This is a genomic window from Novosphingobium sp. fls2-241-R2A-195, from assembly GCF_030209485.1.
GTDB classification, from domain to species: Bacteria; Pseudomonadota; Alphaproteobacteria; order Sphingomonadales; family Sphingomonadaceae; genus Novosphingobium; species Novosphingobium resinovorum.
The window spans coordinates 47,717-70,826 of sequence record NZ_JARVRY010000026.1; the positions used below are offsets into that span (position 1 = coordinate 47,717).

The following is a 23,110-nucleotide window of genomic DNA, read 5'->3' on the forward strand; positions in this document are numbered from 1 at the left end:
TCAGCCGCGAAGGCGCTCCGCGTGCCAGGCGACGTGCTCGGGCATGAACGTGGAGATGAAGTAGTACGAGTGGTCGTACCTCTCCTGCATGCGGATCGTCGCGGCCTGCCCGGCCTTCTCGCATGCTGCGGCGAGCAGCGACGTGCGCAATTGCTCTTCGAGGAAGCCGTCCGCCGTCCCCTGATCGACCAGCAGCGCCGGAACGCGCGCGCCGTCCTCGATCAGCGCGCAGGCGTCATAAGCGCGCCAGTCGGCACGGTCTTTGCCAAGATAGCCCGTCAGCGCCTTGTCGCCCCACGGGCAATTAAGCGGCGAGACGATCGGCGAAAACGCGCTGACCGAGCGGAAACGATCGGGATTACGCAGCGCGATCGTCAGCGCGCCATGTCCGCCCATCGAGTGCCCAGTGATCCCCTGCCGCGCCATGTCGGCCGGGAAATGCTGCGCAACAAGCGCGGGCAATTCGGCCTCGATATAAGAGCGCATGCGGAAATGCTGCGCCCAGGGATCACGCGTCGCATCGACGTAGAAGCCCGCGCCCTTGCCGAAGTCGTAGCTCTCATCGTCGGGCACGTCGTCGCCGCGCGGACTGGTATCCGGCGCGACGAAGATCACGCCATGCTGCGCGCATGCTGCACGAAACTCACCCTTCTCGGTGACGTTCGCATGCGTGCATGTGAGCCCGGAGAGATACCATAGCACCGGCAGTTTCGCACCCGGCTCATGGTCGGGTACGAAGACGGAGAACGTCATCGGCGTTCCGGTCTCGGCGCTGTCGTGGTGATAGACGCCCTGCGTGCCGCCGTGGCTGCGGTTGGTGGAAATCGTCTCCAGGCTCATCGCATCAGGCCTTCGGTGCCTGCCAGAGGCAGAGCTTGTTGCCGGTCGGATCGCGCAAGTACGCGCCGTAGGCACCGGGGAACATCTCGCGCGGGCCGGGTGCACCTTCACAGGTGCCACCCGCAGCAAGACCTGCAGCATGGGCGGCATCGACCGCATCGGGACCGGATGCGGCAAAGCCGATCGTGCCGCCGTTGGCGAAGCTCGGCGCATTGCCGTCGCGCGGAGTCACCGCAGCGAAGAAGCCGCCGGACGTCGCGTATCCGACGCCGTGCCCTTCGCCGATCAAGTTGCCCTCGCCATGACCGAGCGCGCCGAGAACGGCATCGTAGAAGGTCTTGGCGGCCGGAACGTCATTGGCGCCGACCATGATATGCGTGAACATCGAAATTTCCCTCTTCAGAAGACCACGACCGAGCGAATGGATTCGCCCGCGTGCATCAAGTCAAAGCCCTTGTTGATTTCTTCAAGGCCCATGACGTGGGTTATCATCGGATCGATTTCGATCTTGCCGGTCATGTACATATCGACGATCTTGGGCACGTCGGTGCGGCCCTTGGCACCGCCGAACGCGGTGCCGCGCCAATTGCGGCCGGTGACCAGTTGGAACGGGCGCGTCGCGATCTCCTTGCCCGCCTCGGCCACGCCGATGATGATCGAGGTGCCCCAGCCGCGATGGCAGGCTTCGAGCGCGGTGCGCATCACTTCGGTGTTGCCGGTGGCGTCGAAGGTATAGTCGGCCCCGCCGTCGGTCATCAGCACGATCTTCGCGACGATGTCCTCGCGGCTCATGCCCTTGGTGTTGAGGAAGTCGGTCATGCCGAAACGGCGGCCCCATTCCTCGCGATCGGGGTTGATGTCGACGCCGATGATCCTGTTCGCCCCGGCAAGCCGCGCGCCCTGGATCACGTTGAGGCCGATACCGCCGAGGCCGAAGATGACGACGTTGTCGCCCACCTGCACCTTGGCGGTGTTGATCACCGCGCCCACGCCCGTGGTGACGCCGCAGCCGATGTAGCAAGACGACTGGAACGGCGCATCCTCGCGTATCCTGGCGACCGCGATCTCGGGCAGAACGGTGAAGTTCGAGAAGGTCGAGCAGCCCATGTAGTGGAAGATCTGCTGGCCCTTGTAGCTGAACCGGCTGGTGCCGTCGGGCATCAGGCCCTTGCCCTGCGTGGCGCGGATCGCGGTGCACAGGTTGGTCTTGCCCGAGAGGCACGACTTACACTGGCGGCATTCCGGCGTGTAGAGCGGGATCACGTGGTCGTCCTGCTTCACGCTGGTGACGCCCGGCCCCACCGCGCGCACGATCCCGGCGCCTTCATGGCCGAGGATCGAGGGGAAGATGCCCTCGCTGTCGAAGCCGTCGAGCGTGTAGGCGTCGGTGTGGCAGATGCCGGTCGCCATGATCTCGACCAGGACTTCGCCTTCCTTCGGCCCTTCCAGGTCCACTTCGACGATTTCGAGCGGCTTCTTCGCCTCGAAGGCAACGGCGGCGCGGGTCTTCATGCGGGGTGTCTCCTTTTCGCCGCGGGCTCTAGCGCCTTGCCGGATTGTCGTTAATGGGGTTCTTGGGAAAAGCATTATAACCGAGTGGAAAAAATCGTGATTGGAGCCTGGGACGGCATCGAGGAGTTCGTGACGGTGGCGCGGACCGGCAGCTTCACCGCCGCCGCACGCAGCTTCGGCGCTTCGGTCACGCACATGAGCCGCGCCGTTTCCCGGCTGGAGGCGAAGCTGGGCAGCCAGTTGTTCCATCGCACCACCCGCTCGCTGGGGCTGACCGAAGCGGGCCGCATCTTCTACGAGACCGGCAGCCGCCTGATCTCCGAGCGCGAGGACGCCATCGCCGCCGTCACCGCGCAGGGCAGCCCGCGCGGCAACTTGCGCATCACCTGCTCGTACACATTGGGAGAGCGGTTCATCGGCCCGGTTTTGCGCGAGTATGCGCGTGAGCATCCCAGGCTCGCGATCGCCTGCGACCTCGACAACGACGTCGTCGATCTGATCCGCGACGGCTACGACATCGCCATCCGCACGGGGCATCTGGAGGACTCGCGCCTCGTCGCGACACGGGTGGCTTCGCGGGCGATGGTCACCGTCGCCGCGCCCGCCTATCTCGCCGCGAAGGGACGCCCACAACGCATCGCCGAGTTGAAGGAGCACGACTGTCTCGTCGGCTCGGCCGCGCTCTGGCACTTCCAGCGCGGCGAAACCTTTCGTCCGGAAGGGCGCTGGCGCTGCAACAACGGAACGATGGTGCTGGAAGCGGCGCTAGAGGGCATGGGCGTGTGCCAGTTGCCCGCGTTCTATACGGCAGCGGCGATCGCAGAGGGCCGGCTGGAGGAAGTGCTCGCCGGAGAATGTCCCGACGACGAACCGATCTGGGCCGTCTATCCACGCCTCAAGCACCTCTCCCCCAAGGTCAGCCTGTTCGTGGCGCTGCTGCGCCGCCGATTGCCAGCTCTATTGGCGGGGGAAGCGGCGAATTAGCGAAAGTCCGCCCCACTTCGTCATTGCGAGCGGAGCGAAGCAATCCAGAGCAACGTAAAGCTGCCCTGGATTGCTTCTCCGCTTCGCGGCTCGCAATGACGAAGTCCTTGGCGTCTCAGCGGCTGCCGAAGGCGTAGCGGACGTTGATACCGAACTCGCGCGGGGCGGTGGTGGTCACGCCGTTGTAAGTGCTGGTGAACGTGGTCGCCGCGCCACCCGCCAGAATGTTGCGATAGGACGTAAACAGCGGGTCGGTCCGGGTCAGCGTCTTGGTGGTGTCCAGCAGGTTCTTGGCGAAGAGCGAGACTTCCCACGCCCCCTTGGCGTCGCGGATGCCGGTAAAGACATTGACCAGACCGTAAGAGCCCAGGTTGTCGTAGATGTTCACCGGGTCGACGCGCGAACTGCCGAAGAAGTTGAACAGGCCGCGCACGTACGCATTGACGTGATCGCTCACCGCGAAGCTGTATTCGCTGGTCAGCGTTGCGCTGAACGGCGCCTGGAAGCCGGAGCGCTGGTTGACCTGGCAAGCCGAAATGTTGTCACTGCCAACCGCAGCCTGCAGAACCGGCAGCGAAGGCGCGGACGTGATCACATCCGGCACGCCGTCCCCGTTGAGGTCGTTACATGGAACCGTACCGCTCTTGATCTTGCCGATCGAGTAGCTGGCGACGAGACCCAGGTTCCAGCCGTCCATCACGTCGATCGAGACGTCGCCCTCGATGCCGTTGACCTCGACCGGGACGGCGCCGACGAAGTTGAACTGGGTCACCACCGGGTTGGCCGGATTGGTGTAGTCCACGAAGTAGACCCCGCGTCCGCCGGTGCGGTACGGATAGTTCTTGAACTTCTGGTGGTAGGCCGTCGCGTTCAGGCGCATGCGGCCGCCCAGAAGCGTGCTCTTGAAGCCCAGCTCATAGGACTTGGAGCTTTCCGGCGGCAGGTTGACGAAGCTCTCCTCCAGTTCCGACATGCGCTGGCTGAAATCGCCAACCACGTTGATACCGGGCCGCCAGGAGCTTCCCGTGCTCGCATAGACCATGAAGTCTGGCGAGAAATTGTGCTTCACCGAAGCCGAGTAGATCCACTTCTTCGCGTCCTGACCGGTCGTGGCGGTCGAGGCGCCATTGATGAACAAGCCGTTCTGCGAAGTGTAGGAGATGTGGCGCACGCCGCCGGAAACTTCGGTCCCCTCGCCCAGATGCGCGGTCAGGTTGCCGAAGAACGACTGCTCGTGGCTGGTATTGGTACGCTGGATCGCGGTGTTGACGATGCCGAAGATGGCACCGGTCGTCGCGCTCGTCGGATAGCCCAGGATGGTCGGACGGTTGAGGGTCGTCGGGTTGTCGTTCTTGTAGTCGAAGAAGCCGACGACGTAATCGAAGATGTCGGCGATGCGCGCGTCGTTCTGCAGGCGCACTTCATGCGAGGTCGCCTTGGGCGACGAATACGTATCCTGAACGGTGCCGGCGGAAAAGAAGTTGGCCTCGTCCGAATTTTCGATGCCGGTGATCTTCTGGGTATAGTGCTGGCCCTGATAGATCAGCACTTGCCCGAAGCCCGATGCCTCCGCGCGCCAGTTGTAGATGTCGTAGATCTGGTGGATCGGACGCGGCGATTCCATGATCGAGCGGCGGTCCGAACTGTCGATATAGACCGGGCTCGCAGCTGCGTCGGGGTTCACTTCGCTGAAGGACGCGACCTGGTCGTAGAGACGGGCCTTGCGGTCCATCTTCTGGTACATGCCCTCGAACTTGAGCCAGTCGGTGGGCTGCACGATGGCGGAGATGCGGCCGCTCTTGGTGCGCTGGAAGGGATCGCGCGCAGAAGTGATCGGACGGACGCGGTCGGCCTCGTTCTCGTCCCAGACACCGGCGACGCGGATCGCGGCGATGCCTTCGATGATGGGCAGGTTGAAGCCGCCCTTGAAGTTGAGCGTGCCGATATCGTTGGCAGTCATGTCGGTGAAGCCGCCCACCGAATAGAGATCGGGCTTCTTGGCGCCGATGGTGATCGAGCCCGAAGGCGCGGCGCGGCCGCGCAGCGTGCCCTGAGGCCCGCGCTGCACTTCGATCTGGCCGATGTCGTACATCTGCTGCAGGATCACGCCCGCCGTGATCGGCGCGTCGTTGAAGTAGAATTCGACCGTCGGGTTGGTGCCGCTGGCCGAGACATCGAAGTTGACGCCGCGCAGGCGGCCGCCGCCGCCGACACCGTTCGCCTCGGTGGTGAGCTGGAGGCCGGGGACGAGGGTGGAGACTTCCTTGAAGTCACGGATGTTGAGCTTGGCCACGTCGTCCGCCGTCACCGTGTCGATGACCGCCGGAACGTCCTGCACCGCCTCGTCGCGGCGGCGGGCCTGGACGATGATGACGTTGCCGGCGACCGCTTCGTCGGCGGACGTGTCCGCATCCTGCGCAAGGGCCGGGGTCGAGAGACCTGCCAGGCTGGCGGAACACAGAAGTACAGACGAAAACAGCCTCATCACATCATCCCCATCATTGGTCTTACCGTTCGGTCGCTCCCGGCTGCGGCCCTGAGGCCGCATGGTGCTGGAAACGCCCGTCGATCGCCCCGTCTTGGCGGCGGAGCCTTCTTCGGCGGCCCCCGTCGACGCGGGAACCTGTCCGTCCAATTGCGAGGCCGGAAAGCTCCGCAATCAGCCGCTGGACCATACGGGCGGGCGGCGGAGTAATGAAGCAGTGGCGGCCAACATCTTCCCGGCGATGATGCTCGTGCGGGCATTCGCTGTGGCGATTTGTCGAGGCAAGTCCGCATGAAGGCAGGATAAGTGCCGGAAATGACACTTTTCCGAAGTATTCCTGCGCAATTCGCCGCCCCCCTACTTCATACCGGCAATGTTTGGTGCGTCCGATACCCACGTCGGTCTTACCAATTCGCGGGTATGTTTGATTGCACGCGCATCGGGTCAATTGGCGTGAAAGGTTCGCCGGGCGTAGCGAATCATGAGCGTAATGGAGAATCTCACCCGTGACACTTTGCCCCCGGTAAAGTGTCATTGCTGACAAAGCGAAACATGGTCCGGAAAGGGGATTCTCACGATTCCATTTATGTGCTCTATTTTGCCTCGCTATGTTCCATTACACGCCTCTCTCCCCGCATCGCGGGCAGGCCAGCGACATGGCGGATCTCCTCGACCGCGTGGCACAGACAAGTTCGCGTCCGCGCTATGCCTTCATGGTTCTGAGCCTCATCGCCGAAATCGCGCGGCCCGACGGCAGCGCGGGGCCCTTCATCCTGCGCGCAGGCCGCAGCATCCTGCTGCGCGACTGGCTCTGCGACGCGCTCGCCCCGATGGGCGCACGCGACCCGAAGCGGCTGATGCTGGCGGAGAAAGTGCGCCTTGAGCTGCTCGCCTCCGGCAAGGCCCCGGCGGAACCGCAGGCGGCCGAAGCGGTGATCGCCGCCGAGGTGCACGAACGTATCCGCAAGTCGGGCAAGACCAACCTCAGCCGCGCGGTTTCTGAACTGGTGCATGCCGGGCTGATCCGGCGCCACTACCAGGGCTTTCGCGTCGATCACCAGAACCGCGGAGCGGGGCGCCACGCGGTCTATACGCTGGTCGGCGGAGCGCGGTGTCTGATGGGGCGATCGGGTCCGGCGCCACAGTCGCCCCGCAGCGAAGCGCTCCAGGGCGAACTGAGGCTCAATTAATGCCCCGCCGTAGCATCCGCAGGTGCCGTTAGACCGCCCCCGAGAGCCTTCACGAAGGCCACGCTCGCCTGCATCCGCTGCGTCTGCACCGAGATGTACGCACGCTGCGCATCGAGCGCATCGGTCTGTGCGGTCACCACGTCAAGATAGCCCGCCGCACCGTCGCGGTAGCGGGACATTGCAATGTCCCGCGTGCGCTGCGCGGCATCGGCCGCCTCCTTCTGCGCCACGGCGGCGGAAGAGAGGTGATGCATCGCGGCAATGGCGTCCTCGACCTGCCGGAACGCGGTGAGCACGGTTTCGCGGTAGTCCGCCGCCGTCTCCTCGTAGTCCGCGCGCGAGATCTTCACTTGTGCCGACCGGCGGCCGCCGTCGAAGATGGTCAACAGGCTGGTGAGCGGGCCGAGCGACCAGAACGTGTTCGGCGTCGTCAGCAACTGACCGTTGGTGGTCTCCCATCCGCCCGCCGCGCCCAGCGTCAGCGAAGGGAAGAACGCCGCCTTGGCCACGCCGATGCGGGCGTTGGCTGCGAAGACCCGCCGCTCTGCGGCGGCGATGTCGGGGCGGCGCTGCAGCAGATCGGACGGCGTCGCGGCGGGCGGCGCAGGCGGCGCGAGGTCGGCCGCCGCCACCGGCAGGCTGAAACCGGAAGCCACTTCGCCGACGAGGGCCGCAATCTCATGCTCGGTGGCGGCGCGCTGGTTGGCGATCGTCGCCACTTGTGCGCGGGCATTGCCGAGGACGGTGCGGGCGCGATTGACGTCGATCCCGGAGGCGACGCCGCCGGTGTGCCGCTTATCGGTCAGGTCGTAGGCCCGCGCGAAAGCCTCGACCGACTGGTCGAGCACTTGCGCCTGCGCGTCGAGGCCCCGCAGCCGGAAATAGGCATCGGCCACCGCCGCCTGCAGGCTCAGCTGCGCGGAGGCGAGATCGGCGCGGCTCGCATCCGATTCCGCCGTCGCCGCCTTCACCTGGTTGCGGATGCGCCCCCAGAGGTCCAGCTCGTAGTCGATCGAGCCGCCGACGGTATAGTCATTGTACTTGCGTGCGGTGCCGGTCGTCAGCGGGCGATTGGCCGAGAGCCGCTCACGCGAAGCCTCGCCGCTCACCCCGACTTGCGGATAAAGGTCGGATTGCTCGACCCGCGCGGCCGCGCGCGCGGCATCGTAACGCGCGAGCGCTGCGGCGAGGGTCGGGCTGGCCTTGGCCGCCCGTGCCTCGAGATCGGCGAGCGTTGGATCGGCGTAAGCGTCCCACCAGGGCCCCCTGCCCTCGCCGTCGCGCGGCGTGGCGCTGGTCCAGCCCGCGACTTCCTTGAACTGCGCGGGCGCGGCGGTCTGCGGCGGCTGATAATCGGGTGCCATCGAACAGGCGCCCAATGCGAGAGCCAGCGCGAGAGCGATCGGCAGCTTCGGGGCCGACACGGCCCGGCGCCTGTCCGCCATGGCGTCAGCCATTGCCGCCGGTCCCCTTTGCGCCCTTCCCTTCCGGTGCGGCTGTGCGCACGCGGTCGCCGGTGCGGAGCGAATCCGGCGGGGAATCGATGACCTTATCGCCGGGCTTCAGGCCCACCGAGACCAGCACGGTCTTGCCCTCGTCGCGCGCAATGGTGACGCGGCGCAGTGTGACCGTCCCGTCCTTGCCGACGATCGCGACGCTCGGGCCGTCCTCCGCAGCCATGATCGCGCTGCCGGGAAGGCGCAGGCCGCCGCCGACGCCGTCGATGGCGAAACGCACATGGGCGAAGGCGCCGGGCTTGAGCGCGCCATCGGAATTGTCCGCCTGCAACTCGACCAGCATCGCGCCCGACTGGGCATCGACGGAGTTCGCCGAACGGGTCAGCGACGCCTCGAAATCGCGGCCTGCGAATTCGGGCAGGTTGAGGCTGGCCTTCATCCCGGCATGGATCTGCGAGGAATAGACCTGCGGCACGCGGACGTAGATGCGCATGCGGTGCACGTCGGACACGGTGAAGAGGGGCTGCGATGCCGCGTTACCCGACACGACCAGCGCGCCGATCTGGGCCGAGCGACTGGTCACGACACCACTGAACGGTGCGGAAAGCTGGGTGAAGCCGTGCTTGGCGTTCAGTTCGCGCACGCTGGCCAGCGCAGCGTTAGCCAGCGCGGTCTTGGCCGCGAGGTCGCCCGCCTTCTCGTCCGCTTCCTGCTGCGAGACGGCGTCCTGCGCCAGCATCGACTGCCAGCGCTTCGATGTCGTCGCGGCAAGGCGCTGGTTGGCGAGCGCGGTCTGGTAGTCCGCCTTGGCCTGTGCCAGCTGCTGGTCGATCTCGGGCGCGTCAAGGATGGCGAGCGTCTGCCCGGCATTCACGTGATCACCGATGTCGGCCAGCCAGCGGCGGACGTAGCCGTTGGTCCGCGCGTTGATCGCGGCGCTGTTGTAGGCCTGGATGGTTCCTGGCAGGACGAGCCCGTCGCCGCCCTCGGCCGTGGCGGGCGAGACGACGGTGACGGTGGGAACCGCAGCGTCGGCGGCCACCGCCTCGAGGTCGTTGGTGGCGCTGATCCGGCTCGCGACGCCGAAGGCGACGACGGCCAGCGCGACGACGGCGGCGCCGATGCCGACCTTCTTCAGCGTGCCGCTGGAGAGGCTGTTGTTTTCAGTGATCTCGGGTTCAAGCATGGCTGGGCTGCATTTCCATCGAACGGGTCTGCTCGTCGCCATGGGTGCGGCGGCGGTGGACGAAGCTGAACACGGTAGGGACGAAGAATAGGGTTGCGATCGTAGCGCAGATCAGGCCGCCGATCACCGCGCGGCCGAGCGGGGCGTTCTGCTCACCGCCCTCGCCCAGCCCGAGCGCCATCGGCGCCATGCCGATGATCATCGCAAGCGCGGTCATCAGCACCGGGCGGAAGCGCACGAGGCCCGCCTCGATCGCCGCCTTGGTGGCATCGCCCAGTTCGGCGAGCTTTTCGCGCGCGAAGCTGACGACGAGGATCGAGTTCGCGGTTGCCACGCCCATGCACATGATCGCGCCGGTAAGGGCAGGCACCGAAAGCGTGGTCCCCGTGGCGAAGAGCATCCATACGATCCCGGCAAGCGCGGCGGGCAGCGCGGTGATGATCACGAAGGGATCGACCCAGCTCTGGAAGTTCACGACAATCAGCAGGTAGATCAGGAAGATCGCCCCCAGCAAGCCGAAGCCGAGGCCGGAGAAAGCGGTGTTCATGGTCTGGTACTGACCGCGGATGGTGACGCTGGAACCCTTGGGCTGTTCCTTCTCGAGCGAATCTATGGCCGACTGTACGGCGGCCGCGACATTGCCGAGATCACGGCCCTGCGTGGTCGCATAGATGTCGATCACGGGCTGGATGTTATAGTGCGAGACCACCGAGGTCGTGCTCGACCGGGTAAGCGAGGCCAGCGCGCCGAGCGGCTGCGTGGGCGTTCCGGCAGTGCCCGAGACCGGGATGTCCGACAGCGCGTTCATCGAACCGACCTGATACTCCGGCGCCTGCGCCACGACCGGATAGGACACGCCGTTTTCCGGATTCACGAAGAACAGAGGGGCGGTCTGCGCCGTGCCGGCCAGCGAACTGGCAAGGCTGGTCGTCACGTCCCTTTCGCTCAGTCCGTACTGACCGATGCGTGCCCGATCGACCTCCACGTCAAGCTGCGGCGAGCGCGCGGGCTGCTGCAGCCGCATGTCGGCGATCCCGGGAATGCGCGAAAGTCTGGTCATCAGCTTGTGCGCGTAGATACGCGCGGCGTCCTGGTCCTTGCCCGCGATCTGGATGTCGATCGGCGAAGGCGAACCGAAGTTGAGGATCTGGCTGGTTATGTCGGCGGGCAGGAAGGCGAACGTGGCGCCGGGGAAACGGCGCGGCATTTCCACACGCAGACGATCGACGAATTGCTCGGTCGGCTGGTGACCTTCCTTGAGAGTGACCAGAACGTCACCATCCTGCGGACCGATCGTTCCGCTGTTCGAATAGATGGTGTTGAGCGGGCTGACCGGCAGGCCGATGTTGTCGGTGACGGTGCCAAGCTGTTCTGCCGGAACGATCCGGCGGATCTCGCTGGTAATCGCCTCGAACCGCGAGGCCGAAGTCTCGATGCGGGTTCCTGCGGGCAACCGCACGTGCATGGCGATCTGCCCGGAATCGACCGCCGGGAAGAAGTTGCTGCCCAGGAATGGCATCAGTCCGAACGAGACGAGCACGATCGCAAGGAAGCCGATCATGAAGCCCTTGCTCGATCCCAACGCCCGGCGCAGCAGGCTGATGTAGACCGCCCTCACCTTTTCGAACCGCGCCTCGAAGCCGCGCTGGAAGCGGACGAACACGTTGCGCGAGCCTGGCTCTCCGGCGTTGTGATGGTTCTCGCCGTGCGGGGCATGCGGCTTGAGCAGGTACATCGCCATGGTCGGCACCAGCGTGCGCGACAGGATGAACGAGGCGATCATCGCGAAGACCACCGACAGCGCCATCGGCACGAAAAGATAGCCCGCGACGCCCGGCAGGAAGAACATCGGCACGAAGACGATGCAGATGCACAGCAGCGAGACGAACGCCGGCGTCACGATCTGCGCCGCGCCGTCGAGGATGGATTCCACGACGCCCTTGCCCTGCTCGAGGTGCCAGTTGATGTTCTCGATCGTCACCGTCGCGTCATCGACGAGGATGCCGACCGCGAGCGCAAGGCCGCCCAGCGTCATCACGTTGAGCGTCTGCCCGAAGATCGCCAGCGCCATGACGGCGGCCAGCACCGCCAGCGGGATCGACAGTGCGATGATCACCGTCGAGCGCCAGGAGCCGAGGAACAGGAGGATCATCAGCGAGGTCAGCGCGGCGGCGATCGCGCCTTCGTGGATGACGCCACTGACCGCCGCCTTCACGAACAGCGACTGGTCGCCCACGATCAGGACCTTGAGCGTGTCGGGCAGCGTCTGCTGGATGGAAGGCATGGCCTCCTTCACCCCGTTAACGATGGCCAGCGTCGAGGCTGCGCCGTTCTTGAGCACGGTCAGCAGTGCCGAGCGGCTGCCATCGACATGCACGATGTTCTGCTGCTGCGCGCTGCCATCGCGCACGTAGGCGACGTCACGCATATAGATGGTGGCGCCGTTGACGACCTTGACCGGGATGTCGTTGAGCGCGTCGATCGTGCTCGGCGAGTTGTTGAGGCGCACGCTGTACTGGGTCGCACCGATCTTCACGAAACCAGCCGGGTTGATCTGGTTCTGTGCGGCAATGGCGTTGCCGACGTCCTGCGCTGAAAGCCCGCGCGCCTGCAGCGCTTGCGGATCGAGGTCGATCTGGACCTGACGCTGCTTGCCGCCGGACGGGAACGGCATGGCAAGGCCGGGCACGGTGACGAGGCGCGGACGAATCTGGTTCTGGCCCAGATCGAAAAGCTGCTGCTCGGTCAGCCCCTTGCCCGATAGCGCAAGCTGCAGGATCGGCACGGTGGAAGCGGAATAGTTGAGGATCAGCGGCGGCGTCGCACCCGGCGGAAGCTGCTTGAGGATCGTCTGCGAGATCGAGGTGACCTGCGCCGTCGCGGTGCGGATATCGACGCCCGGCTGGAAGTAGATCTTGACGATGCCGATGCCTTGGTAGGACTGGCTCTCGACGTGTTCGATGTCGTTGACGGTGGTGGTCAGCACGCGTTCGTAAGGGGTGATCATGCGATCGCCGACGTCCTGCGGCGGCAGGCCCGCATATTGCCAGGCGACCGCGATCACCGGAACCTTGATCTCGGGAAAGATGTCGACCGGCGTTCTGAACGCCGCAAGGATGCCGCCGACGGCAATCAGGATGGCCATGACGATGAACGTCAGCGGGCGGTTCAGGGCAACTTTGACGATACCGATCATCGACTTCTCCATGCGCCGCGAAGGCACGGTCGATCCGCGCCTCACGGCCCCTTCACCGCCATCCTCGTCGCAAGCCGGTCGCACCGCCCTGCCCCGCCGCGACTGAAGCGCAGGACGAAGGCCCGGCCGGTGGCTCCGGCGTCAGGAAACGGATCGGTCACCCGCCTTGTTGTTCGGGAGCGGTGTTGTCCGGCCGCATCGTGAGAGGAACCCCTCACGAAACCGCCGATGCGCGCTTGGATCTTTTCTGTCCAATATATATGGAGGCACGATCAATATCGAAAACCTCTCAATCGGAGCGTGACCTTTGGAGCTGAGGCACTTGCGCTACTTCGTCTGCGTGGCCGAAGAACTTCACTTCGGGGCAGCCGCGCAGCGTCTGGGCATATCGCAGCCTCCCCTCAGCCAGCAGATCCGTGCGCTGGAGGAGGAACTCGACGTGCGCCTGTTCGACCGTACGAGCAGAAGCGTAAAACTGACGCGCGCCGGGCTGCAGTTCCTGCCCCAGGCGCGCGAGACGCTGGCACAAGCCGACCGTGCCGCCCGCATCGCCAAGCTGGCGGATTCGGGAGAAGTCGGCCGCCTGAGTCTGGGCTTCTCGCCTTCTGTGCCGTTCACGCCTTATGTCGTCGACGCGCTCGCGCGGTTTCGGGCGCAGTTCCCGGAAGTGCATGTCGAACTGAGCGAGCTCCCGCGCGAGGAACAGATCAGCCGCGTCGAGCGCGGCACCCTCGACATCGGTATCTTGCGCGCCTTCTCACCGCTGGCGCTGCTGCCGCAGATGCAGGTCCTTCCGCTCCAGTGCGAAGGCATGATGGTGGCGATGCGGCGCGATCACCGCCTTGCGGAGCACGATCGGCCTTTGTCGCTTGCCGACATCGAGGGCGAGCAGCTCATCCTCTTTGGCTCGATGAACGGCGCGGGTTTCAATGAGATGCTGAGCACCCATTGCGAGGAACTCGGCTTCCGTCCGACCGTCGCGCTGGAAGCCGACAGTTTCGGAACCCTGGTCGGGCTGACCGCCGCAGGGCTCGGCATAACGATCTTGTCCCGGTCGCTGGCCCGCCTGAATGTCGACACGCTGACGTTCAGGCCCATCGACATGCCGTTTTCCAGCCAGCTCGTGCTGTTCCATCTGCGCGACGCCTCACCGACGACGCGCAATTTCCGCAGCCTCATAGAACCGGTCGGCGATCGACCATAGCGCAGCCCTGACCGTCAAACGGCTCGGACATCATCGGTCACTCGCCCTCGGCTGCTCCCCTGCGCTTGGCATAACTGATAACGAAAGCATCCCATACGCGCAGCCACTCGGTTTCGCTGCGCTTGCGCGAAATTCCGGGGAACCCGGCGCGGAAGGCGTCGGCCATCTGGTCCACCGACCAGGGGTGTCCCTTGTCGAGGCCGATCTTGCGGTATGCCGCCTCGCGCGTGCCGAAGCTCATGCTGCCGTTCGGGAATTCGAGCAGGGGTCCCTCGTTGGCGGCCTCCTCCTTGCGGGTCTTGGCCTTCGGCATGACCGATGATCTCGGTGCCTCTTTTGCCGCCGGCGCACCCAGCAGCCGCAGATGAGGCCCCACCAGCTTGCGTTCCAGCGGCGCGGGCGAAGGATAGAGCACGACCTTGCGGCCGGACATGTCGATGTTGGCGTTGGGATAGACGGCCGAAACCAGTTGCATCGTCTCGCGCACGGTCTGCCGGAAACGCTTGCTGTCCGCATCGTTGCCTAGGTGGCGCGCCAGCTGATCCCAGGAAATCGTCTGCCCCTTGTCGGCGGCGATGCGCGGCAGACGATAGGCCAGATAAGTATAGAGGTCTAGGGCGGTAGGCGTGCCCTTCAGCTCGCGGATCGCCACTTCGTTGAGCGGCACCGCATGGTCGATGAGGTGCGCATAGAAGCCTTCCGACATCCGGATCTCACGGGCGAAGGCACCGTTCTTCTCGAGCGAACCCGCATATTCGTTGGAAATCTTGACGTCGCGCACGGCGAAGGCGTTGTCGTCGGCCTCGGTGCCATCCCAGCGAATCTGCCATTCGCAGGCGAGAAGCCTGTCGACCTGCTCACGCATGCGGTTGGCCGTACCGCGCGGCCCATAGGACACGGTCTGATACCCGAGTCGGCGCATCCACTCGGTAAAGTTGCGGCCAAGATAGACATCGCGCGAACGCTTCGAGACCGCCTGCGACAAAAGGTAGATCAGCGCGACGCGGGGATAGGCGCCGTAAGGTACGCCAAGGCTCCGCAGGAGCGGCTTGCCATCCACCGTTTGCAGGACCGGCCGCGGGTTGATCGCCAGCGCATACTTGCCGTCTTCGCGCAGGATCGGCTGGGTCTCGTCCTTCGGTCGCTTCGTCGGCAGCGACATGGCACAAAGCGCAGAATGCAGGAACGCCGGCACCGGCTCTTCGTCATGGACGCGCAGAAATGCATCCATCGTCAATTGCGACCCTGCGGCCCGGGCAAGCGAACGCACCCGTTCCTCGCCGCCATCGATCATGGCGAGGGCATACTGGTGCCCAATCGGCTTGCTGCTATCCGAGTTCATATCGCCCTGCTTTGCCCGACTCATGGGGCTGTCATCTGCCGCTTAGACAACAGGTTTCGCCCGGATTGGCAAGGAGCTTGGCAGTTTCGGCAGGAATTAGCGGTTCAAACCTACAACCTCACCGATGATCTCGGTGCGTTTTGCAGGTTCGACTCAATTTCCCATGCTTTTCAATCGAACCGATTCGCGAATCGGATTTTGATTAGGGATTCTTGTATAGGTTTGCGCTCCGAGATCATCGGTCCAAACGGCTCCGAGATCATCGCTGTTACGCACTGAGATCATCGCTGGGCACCGAGATCATCGGTAGCGGGGGAAAACGGCGATCTCAGGACGACAGAAATGCGAATCGGATGGCGCGACAGAGTCATTTCACGGCTCCGGATTCGCTAACGGCACCGAGATCATCGGTCATTCGACTCGTGCATGTGTCTCGTGCGACTCGGAATGGGGCAAAAAGCACGGAGATCATCGGTGGTTTTGTAACACTGGTGGACGGGTCGTTGCTCGAAACTTCCAACGCGGGTAGGGTTGGGCCTCAAACTCACAAGACGGGTATCTATGGCGACGACCCCTGCTCCTTCTGAAATCAGCGGTGACGAACTGCTGGAAGATAGCCTTGGCCTGCTTCATCGCAAGGCTCTCACTATTCTCAAGCGTATCCGCGACGGCGCGCTCGATCCGGAGACGGGGCACAAGGTCGGCCCTTCCTTCCCGATCTCCAAGGCAGCCTCGCTGGTCGGCCGCACTGCGTCCGCCATTCGGGAGGCCGAACGCGATGGACGCCTGCCCGAACGAGACCGCACGGCTTCGGGACACCGCGTGCAATATACGCTGGAGGAACTCGATCATATGCGGGCCGTCTTCGGCACGCGGCCGTGGCGTGCACCGGGCGATACCCCAGCCATCCTCTCGGTGTCGAATTTCAAGGGCGGCGTCGGCAAGTCCACCCTCGCTTTGCACATGGCGCAGCACTTCGCGATCCGCGGCTACCGCGTCCTGTTCATCGACTGCGACAGCCAAGCCAGCTCGACCATGATGTTCGGCTATCGTCCCGACGTGGACCTGGGAGAGGATGACACTCTCTATGGGCACTTCCATAATCCGGAACTGCTGGGCGTCCGCTCGATCATTCGCAAGACGCACTTCTTCGGGCTCGACCTGATCCCGGCCAATCTGAAGCTCTATAATCTGGAGTACGAGATCGCCGGCTACCTGGCTCAGAACCAGAGCTTCGACGTCATCGACATCATTGCCCAGGCCATCGACGAAGTCGTCGACGATTACGACATCGTCGTGATGGACCCGCCGCCGGCGCTCGGCATGGTATCGATGGCGGTGCTCCAGGCTGCCAATGCAATGGTCATTCCGGCGCCGCCGAGCGTCATCGACTTCGCATCGACCGTCTCGTTCATCGACATGGCCCGCACCACCATGAAGCAGCTGGAGCAACTGGGCGGGCGAGTGCGCCCTGCGTACAATTTCATCCGTCTGGTCGCGAGCCGCGTGGATGACAGCAAGTCCATGCACCGCGAGATCCTGGGTATGATGCGGCAGGTATTCGGCGGTTCGATGATCAACTCCGTGCTCAAGGTCAGCGCAGAGATCGACAATGCCAGCTCGCGCATGAAGACGGTCTTTGAACTCGATCGCCCGGTCACGTCGCATGAGGTACACAACCGCTGCGTTCGCTTCCTCAACGATGTCTGCCACGACATCGAACAGGACGTTCTGCGAACCTGGGCGAGCCGGGCAGGCCGGATAGATTGAGCAGTTGCCACGTGGCAACGAGTAGGAAAATCGCCTGAATTCAAGGTGATGTGAGTTTCATCCGGTTGTTGTCTGCATCCGGATCGAGAGTAAAAACGGGAATGTGTGTCGGTGTTGCCACGTGGCAACCGGCACTGGAACAGGCGCTGCGGCGGACGGGAAGTGACTATGGCAAAGGGCAATCGCGGATTTGGGAGCAGCCTCACCGATGGGCTTGATGACGCGGATCTGGACAACTCGGCGCCGTCGGAAAGCATCATGGCCAGCCGGAGCCAGACCCTCGCACGGCTGGCTTCGGGCAAGGTCGTCACTGACCGGACCGAGTGGGTGGACCCGGCACGGTGTCGCCCCTGGCGTCTTCACAACCGCGACCTCGACCACCTCGACGAGGAGAGCTGCCGTGACCTGATCGATGCATTCCTCTCGGCGAAGAAGCAGCGCATCCCGGCGATCGTCCGCAGGCTGACGAACGACCCTGACTACGACTACGAGATCATCGCCGGCGTGCGTCGCTGGTGGACGGTCCAGTGGCTGCGGGCGCACCACCATCCCGAGTACGAATATCTCGTCACCATCCAGCATGTGTCGGACGAAGAGGCGTTCCGCGTCTCCGATATCGAGAACCGGTCGCGCAAGGACATCTCCGACTGGGAGCGTGCCAACGAATATCTTCGCGCGCTCGACGAGTTCTATGACGGCTCGCAGAGCGAGATGGCCGAGCATCTCAAGATTTCCCGCTCGTGGCTCAGCCGCCTGCTCGACGTGGCGCGACTGCCTGCAGAGATCGTCGAGATCTTCGCCGATACCCATGACCTGACGGTACGCGTGGCGCGCGATATCAAACCGCTGACCGGCGATCCGCGCGCACTGGCGCTGATGATCGAAGAGGGCAGGGGCGTGCGCGAAGATCGCGCGGACCTTGGCGTGAAGCTGTCGGGTCCGGAAGTGGCGAAGCGGCTGATTGCGGCGACCGTCGCAAAGACCAAGACGGGCGGCGGCGAACTGGTGGTCAAGGCCGCGAACGGCAAACCGATGCTCCGTTACGCCCGTTCGGCACGCAGCGGACTGACCCTGAAGATCGTTCCGCGCTCCGGCGCATCGACCGATGAACTGATGACCGCGATTCGTGGGCTCATCGAAGGCTGACATATATTCGGGGCCGATGCGCATTGTGTTGGCCCCGAATTTTCGATTTTTGCCCTCAGGGCCTCGTAGGGCGCCGCGGCGACATTTATGACCCGCAGGTTGTCTCCAGATTGTTATGGCGCTGAAAGGCCCATTTCCGGGGAGGTCAAAAACCGGGCAATCCGGTTAAATTGACGCCATTTTGCCGTGGGAAGGTTTTCAGGCGCCGGTCGATCAGGTGGAGCCGTCATCCTGTCGTGCGTCATCGCGACGTGCCAGAAGGCGGTCGATGGCTTCCATCGATGACTCGTAGTCGGCGAGAACCGATGTCGAGAAAGCGGGTGCCTCTGGTCTCGGGGATTGTACTGATGCTCGTTGCATGGTTCGCATTTCCAGCAGGTGCGAACCCGAGATCGTCGTCCGGCTGATCGCACCCGAGGCTTCCCAACTTTCGATCATTCCCGCGACGCCGAGGCGCGACGCGCCAAGCATCGTCTCGATCTGCCGTGAACGTAGCGGTCCGAAGCCGGCCAGCAATTCCATCAGTAAGGGTGCTCTCGAATTGCCGCGACGGCCCGGTGCCGGAGCATGGGCGAAGCGGGCGAGAGCATCGGCGTTCTGCATCATCGTCAGCATCGGGCCGACCGCGCGCTGCATGGCGTCGGCGAAGATGAGCCGCCGCTGCAGGACGTCCGCTTCACTGATAGCGTTGGCTCGGGCGAGGCCGGAAAGGGGGAGGGCGGCGCGCAAGTTCCGCTGCTCGAACAGGCGCCGCGAGAAGGCCAGGTCGATCGCCCAGAGTGGCGCCTTGAGGGACGGGGCCTCGATCTTGAATTGCCGCAGTGGCGTGGCAAGGCGCGAAGGTGTTCGCTCCGGCGGCGCGAAGTCGATGTTGCCGGCAATCGCGGCATGCAGCGCTGCCATGTCGGCAAGGGGGGAGGTCTGCGGTGCCGGCAGGGTGCCGATCAGCAGGCGCGCGGCTTCGAGAATGCGATTGGCTTCCGCGTTCGCGTTCTCGTCGTGGCCCTCCAGTGGCGCGAGCAGGGCGGTCTTCAACTGGCCCGCTGCTGCGGCGATCGCCGTATCACCCCAGTTGGCAAGCTCGGTCAGGATCGCGTTGCACAAGGCGCGGGCGGGGCGGGCGCTTCTCGGGCTGTCTTCGGAGAGCGTGGTCAGCCCTGCGAACCAGGCGTGAAAGCGCATTTCCGTAAAGGCATGCCCCTCCTGCCGAAGCGCCGCGATCAGCGTGTGGCGCAAGGCCTGCCCGGCAAAGACCCGCAGGGTTGCTTCAGGGCAATACGATAAGGCGCCGCACATATGGCCGAACGCCATGAGAGCGTCAGCTTCAAGGGGGGCTGCCGGGGCATCCTCAGGAGCGGAATTCATGCTTGAACTACTCGATAAAATCGCGATTTCACGCGAATTTTCGAGCATATAGGTAGCTAAATATGATTAGCTATGCAATCGCTCGGATGCATAACCCGTTCAGCCCCAGTGCGCGTTCAACTTGCGCCAGGTATCCGCCTCCGTGGCAGCGAGATCCTCGAACGTCGATGGTGCCTGCGCCGGCCATGCGTTGCGGGGCCAATGGAGGTGCGGGTCCGGGTGGATCGTCGTGGCCGGCTGGATCTGGGCGAGGAAATTGGCGGCTGGCGCTCCGCGCCACGCTTCCATTGCGGCGATGTCGATCGTGGCGAGGGTGATCTCGGGCGCACCCTCGACAGGCTCGGCGATCGATGCGCCCTTGTAGTCGAAGATGATCGACGGGGGGGTGTCGGCCGGTCCGGCGATGTTGGCGGTGGCAAGATAGACCATGTTCTCGAAGGCGCGCACGGATCGCACGTGGAGCGCGCCCGGTCGCTGCAGATAGTCGAGGTGCGGCGCCGCTGCTATGGGGTTGAGTACCACTTGGGTGCCGTTGAGTGCCAGTGAGCGGCACACTTCCGGCCAGTGCAATTCGGCCCCGATCACCGCGCCGAGGCGGCCGATCGGCGTGTCGATCACGGGGTGGAATGCCTCCTCGCCGAAGACCTCCACGAACTGTTCATGCACGTCGATCGGGCTGGTGCGCAGCGAAAGGGAATAGCCTTTGCGGTGGACGAGGGCGATGCCGTCGTCAGGACCGACGATGACGCAGGAAAGGAAGTGGCGACCCGGAAAGGCGTCGTGGCGCTCGGGCACCTGGACGGCGATCCATGCGCCGGTGCGGCGGGAGGCTTCGGCGATGCGCTCGATCTCCGCGCCGGGGAGCGCGAAGGCGGCGTCGTGCCAGGCCTCGGGGGAAACCATGGCATAGCCGGTCAGGCCGAACTGCGGGAACACGACCAGCCGCGCCCCGTGATCACCGACCGCCCGCTCGGCCAAGGCGATGGTCTGCGCGATGTTGTGGTCGATCGCGGCGCGGTCCACGGCGCCATTCGCGAACACGCACTGCGGCGCCGAGGCGCACGTGGCGAGGACATAAGGCGGGGGCGGGGCGTGGCGCATCTTGATCTCCCTCTGTCGGTTTGGAGTGTTCGATAGCGCGATTCTCCGCCGCTCATTCTTGGGTCAGGCGCCGTTTGCCCACCTGCTGGAGACATTGGCTCGCGGAGTGTGGCGCCATGCGGTGCGGGTATGGCTCATTGCAATCTACTGATTGGAGCCGCGCCGCGCTCCCCGTCATCATCGGCGTTTCAGCACAGGGGATCATGGATGAGCGTCAGGGATCGGGCCGAAAGCAGTTCCGCAAAGGGCAGCCGCCGGGTGGGCAGGATCGTCGGCGGCGTGGTGGCGGCAGTGGCGCTCGTCGCGGCGGGTACGCTCGGCACTATGCGGCTTGGCTGGTGGAACCCCAGCTATGAGGCTGTGGCGGTCGAGCAGGCGACCGGGCCGTCGAAGTTCGAGATGGTCGGCGACGTCAAGCTGCATGTCCGCGACGAAGGGCAGGGGCCGGTCATCCTGATGCTGCACAGTTCCATGTCGAACCTGCGGATCTGGGACGGCTGGGCCGACCAGCTCAAGGGCTCCTACCGCGTCATCCGCTTCGACTGGCCGCCCTATGGTCTCTCCGTCGATCCGCGTCCCTCGCAGGGGATGCCGAGCGTCGTGGAACTGATCGAGCGTTTCGTGAAGCAGAAGGGCCTTGGCAAGTTCGTCATCGTCGCCAGTTCCAGCGGGGCGACGATCGCGACGATGTACACCGCGCGCCATCCCGAGCAGGTTCGCGCGCTGGCGGTATCCACCCTGCCGCTCAAGGCGCCGCCTCCGACCGAGACTTCGGCTCTCGTTTCATCGGTCCTGTGGGTGCACACGAACCTCGTGCCCAACTACATGCCGGAGTTCTTCTACCGCCATTCGCTGGCCGAACTCTACGGGCGTCCGGAGCGGCTGAAGCCCGAGACGGTCCATTGGTACTACATGACCAACAACATCCCCGGCGGTTTCGCGCGAGTGAAGACCTATTACGAGGCGAACACCAAGGCGGTGTGGAAGTCCGGTGCGGGCGATGCGGCGGCGGCGGTGAAGGTGCCGGTGCTGCTGCAGTGGGGCGACCGAGACATCGTCATCCCCAAGGACCGGGCCGACGACGCGCGGGTGATGTTCGCCAATGCGCCGATGAAGATCATCCACTATCCCGACGTCGGCCACTACCCGATGATCGAACTGCCCGAGCAGACCGGGCGCGACCTCAAGGCATGGATCGACGCACTTCCGGCGGCACCCGCCACAGGGAAATAAGCGCGGGGGATTGTCCGCAGAGCGGGGAGGAAGCGTTAAATTCTGGACCCGGGGGCAGCTCCGGGTTCCCCTTCCTCTTTCCGTCATAAGGCTTGAGGTGGGATCATGGATCTTCGTCAGTTGCGGCACTTCATTGCGGTTGCGGAGCTGGGCAATTTTTCCCGGGCGGCAGAGCGGGTCTTCCTGACGCAGCCCGCGCTTACCCGCAGCATCAAGACCCTCGAGGACGAGATCGATGCGCGGCTGTTCGACCGCCGTTCCAGCGGGGTCGAGCTGACGGCGGCGGGCACCGCGCTGCTCGAGCATGCCCGGCTCATGGTCAACGAGCAGGAGCGGGCGCAGCAGCGCATCGCCCTTGCCAAGCGCGGGCTGGGCGAGGAACTGGTGGCCGCGATCTGCCCCTTGCAGGCACAGATGGGTCTGCGCGCCGTCGTCGCGGAATTCACGCGCGAGCATCCCGACGTATCGCTGCGGATCGTCGAGGGGCATGTGGACGAAACCGTACCTGCGCTGATGGACCGCAAGGTCGACCTCGTCTTCACCACCGTCCCGGCCACGACGATGCAGGAGAAGCTGGCCTATGAGCGGATCCGCAGTTCGTCCTGCTCGATCTATGCCGCGCCCGGGCACCCGCTTGCGCATCGTAGCGGTATCACGCCCGCCGAGCTGACGCGCTGGGCATGGGCGATGCTGGACCAGAAGCACTGGCTGGCAGCCACTCGCAACTACTTCGCGGTCGGCAACGCCGGGATGCCGGCCGCCGGGGTCAGGACCAGCTCGGTTTCGTTCATGAAGTCGCTGGTGCTGGAGGAAGGCATGCTGGGCATGTTGCCCGATGCGCTGATGGAGGGCACCGGCGCGGTCGCGCTGAATGTCGAGCGGATGCCGCGCCCTCTGCGCGCGGGACTGCTGTTCCGGGCGGATGCCGAGATCAAGCGTTCGGCGGAACTCTTCGCCGAAAAGCTGCGCGCCCATGTCGGGCGACCGGACGTGGAGGAAAGCCGGGCGATCCCGCATGTTCCGGTTGCGGTTCTGGTGGAAAAGCGTCCTCACGCGAATTGATCGAAAACACTTCGTCATTGCGAGCGAAGCGAAGCAA

17 protein-coding genes are annotated in these 23,110 nt (G+C 64.6%); 7 read left to right on the top strand and 10 right to left on the bottom strand.

Annotated elements, in window-relative coordinates; all coding sequences use genetic code 11:
* From fghA to QRN25_RS19475, 3 genes are read right to left on the bottom strand one after another with little or no spacing between them, the layout of a single operon-like run.
* Complete coding sequence (fghA, locus tag QRN25_RS19465; protein WP_285020901.1) at positions 1 to 840, bottom strand: S-formylglutathione hydrolase; 840 nt, start codon at positions 838 to 840, stop codon at positions 1 to 3.
* A 4-nt stretch (positions 841 to 844) separates the two neighbouring features.
* Positions 845 to 1,225: a VOC family protein gene (locus QRN25_RS19470; protein ID WP_008831468.1), complete on the bottom strand. Its 381-nt coding sequence runs from the start codon at positions 1,223 to 1,225 to the stop codon at positions 845 to 847.
* A 14-nt stretch (positions 1,226 to 1,239) separates the two neighbouring features.
* Entirely contained in the window at positions 1,240 to 2,352 is a 1,113-nt protein-coding gene (locus QRN25_RS19475; RefSeq protein ID WP_036527096.1) for an S-(hydroxymethyl)glutathione dehydrogenase/class III alcohol dehydrogenase, read from the bottom strand.
* Between the two features lie 96 nt (positions 2,353 to 2,448).
* Here QRN25_RS19475 and QRN25_RS19480 point away from each other — a divergent pair, with 96 nt between their 5' ends.
* The gene (locus QRN25_RS19480; RefSeq protein ID WP_285020904.1) at positions 2,449 to 3,336 is read left to right on the top strand and encodes a LysR family transcriptional regulator; all 888 of its coding nucleotides are present in this window, start codon (positions 2,449 to 2,451) and stop codon (positions 3,334 to 3,336) included.
* 115 nt (positions 3,337 to 3,451) lie between these two features.
* Here QRN25_RS19480 and QRN25_RS19485 read toward each other — a convergent pair whose 3' ends face one another.
* A complete protein-coding gene (locus QRN25_RS19485; protein WP_271184119.1) occupies positions 3,452 to 5,821 on the bottom strand; it encodes a TonB-dependent receptor in 2,370 nt (789 codons plus the stop codon).
* A 656-nt stretch (positions 5,822 to 6,477) separates the two neighbouring features.
* Here QRN25_RS19485 and QRN25_RS19490 point away from each other — a divergent pair.
* Positions 6,478 to 7,011, top strand: coding sequence for a hypothetical protein (locus tag QRN25_RS19490; protein ID WP_285020905.1), 534 nt, complete (start codon positions 6,478 to 6,480; stop codon positions 7,009 to 7,011).
* On the opposite strand, the gene QRN25_RS19495 is transcribed toward QRN25_RS19490, so the two are convergent.
* From QRN25_RS19495 to QRN25_RS19505, 3 genes are read right to left on the bottom strand one after another with little or no spacing between them, the layout of a single operon-like run.
* On the bottom strand, positions 7,008 to 8,456 hold the full coding sequence (locus tag QRN25_RS19495; protein ID WP_502910481.1) for an efflux transporter outer membrane subunit: 1,449 nt from the start codon (positions 8,454 to 8,456) through the stop codon (positions 7,008 to 7,010). The two genes, QRN25_RS19490 and QRN25_RS19495, sit on opposite strands and share 4 nt — an antisense overlap.
* 4 nt (positions 8,457 to 8,460) lie before the next feature.
* The gene (locus QRN25_RS19500; protein ID WP_285020907.1) at positions 8,461 to 9,654 is read right to left on the bottom strand and encodes an efflux RND transporter periplasmic adaptor subunit; all 1,194 of its coding nucleotides are present in this window, start codon (positions 9,652 to 9,654) and stop codon (positions 8,461 to 8,463) included.
* The gene (locus QRN25_RS19505) at positions 9,647 to 12,850 is read right to left on the bottom strand and encodes an efflux RND transporter permease subunit (protein ID WP_285020908.1); all 3,204 of its coding nucleotides are present in this window, start codon (positions 12,848 to 12,850) and stop codon (positions 9,647 to 9,649) included. Before QRN25_RS19505 ends, QRN25_RS19500 begins: the two co-directional genes overlap by 8 nt.
* Before the next feature lie 307 nt (positions 12,851 to 13,157).
* Here QRN25_RS19505 and QRN25_RS19510 point away from each other — a divergent pair, with 307 nt between their 5' ends.
* Positions 13,158 to 14,054 carry a LysR family transcriptional regulator gene (locus QRN25_RS19510; RefSeq protein ID WP_285020909.1) on the top strand — a complete coding sequence of 299 codons (897 nt, stop codon included), beginning with the start codon at positions 13,158 to 13,160 and terminating at the stop codon, positions 14,052 to 14,054.
* A 37-nt stretch (positions 14,055 to 14,091) separates the two neighbouring features.
* Here QRN25_RS19510 and QRN25_RS19515 read toward each other — a convergent pair whose 3' ends face one another.
* Complete coding sequence (locus tag QRN25_RS19515; RefSeq protein WP_285020963.1) at positions 14,092 to 15,396, bottom strand: replication protein RepA; 1,305 nt, start codon at positions 15,394 to 15,396, stop codon at positions 14,092 to 14,094.
* Between the two features lie 561 nt (positions 15,397 to 15,957).
* On the opposite strand from QRN25_RS19515, the gene QRN25_RS19520 reads away from it, so the two are divergent.
* Both QRN25_RS19520 and QRN25_RS19525 read left to right on the top strand, forming a co-directional pair.
* Positions 15,958 to 17,166, top strand: a complete 1,209-nt coding sequence (locus tag QRN25_RS19520) for an AAA family ATPase (RefSeq protein ID WP_271184114.1) — start codon at positions 15,958 to 15,960, stop codon at positions 17,164 to 17,166.
* Positions 17,167 to 17,334: 168 nt separating this feature from the next.
* Entirely contained in the window at positions 17,335 to 18,312 is a 978-nt protein-coding gene (locus QRN25_RS19525; protein ID WP_271184113.1) for a ParB/RepB/Spo0J family partition protein, read from the top strand.
* 213 nt (positions 18,313 to 18,525) lie between these two features.
* On the opposite strand, the gene QRN25_RS19530 is transcribed toward QRN25_RS19525, so the two are convergent.
* Both QRN25_RS19530 and QRN25_RS19535 read right to left on the bottom strand, forming a co-directional pair.
* A complete protein-coding gene (locus QRN25_RS19530; protein WP_285020910.1) occupies positions 18,526 to 19,347 on the bottom strand; it encodes a hypothetical protein in 822 nt (273 codons plus the stop codon).
* 429 nt (positions 19,348 to 19,776) lie between these two features.
* Positions 19,777 to 20,778, bottom strand: a complete 1,002-nt coding sequence (locus tag QRN25_RS19535; protein WP_285020912.1) for a nitrilase-related carbon-nitrogen hydrolase — start codon at positions 20,776 to 20,778, stop codon at positions 19,777 to 19,779.
* A gap of 207 nt (positions 20,779 to 20,985) precedes the next feature.
* Here QRN25_RS19535 and QRN25_RS19540 point away from each other — a divergent pair, with 207 nt between their 5' ends.
* Complete coding sequence (locus tag QRN25_RS19540; RefSeq protein ID WP_285020913.1) at positions 20,986 to 22,011, top strand: alpha/beta fold hydrolase; 1,026 nt, start codon at positions 20,986 to 20,988, stop codon at positions 22,009 to 22,011.
* 105 nt (positions 22,012 to 22,116) lie between these two features.
* Complete coding sequence (locus QRN25_RS19545; protein ID WP_051586947.1) at positions 22,117 to 23,073, top strand: LysR family transcriptional regulator; 957 nt, start codon at positions 22,117 to 22,119, stop codon at positions 23,071 to 23,073.
* Positions 23,074 to 23,110 lie beyond the last annotated feature (37 nt).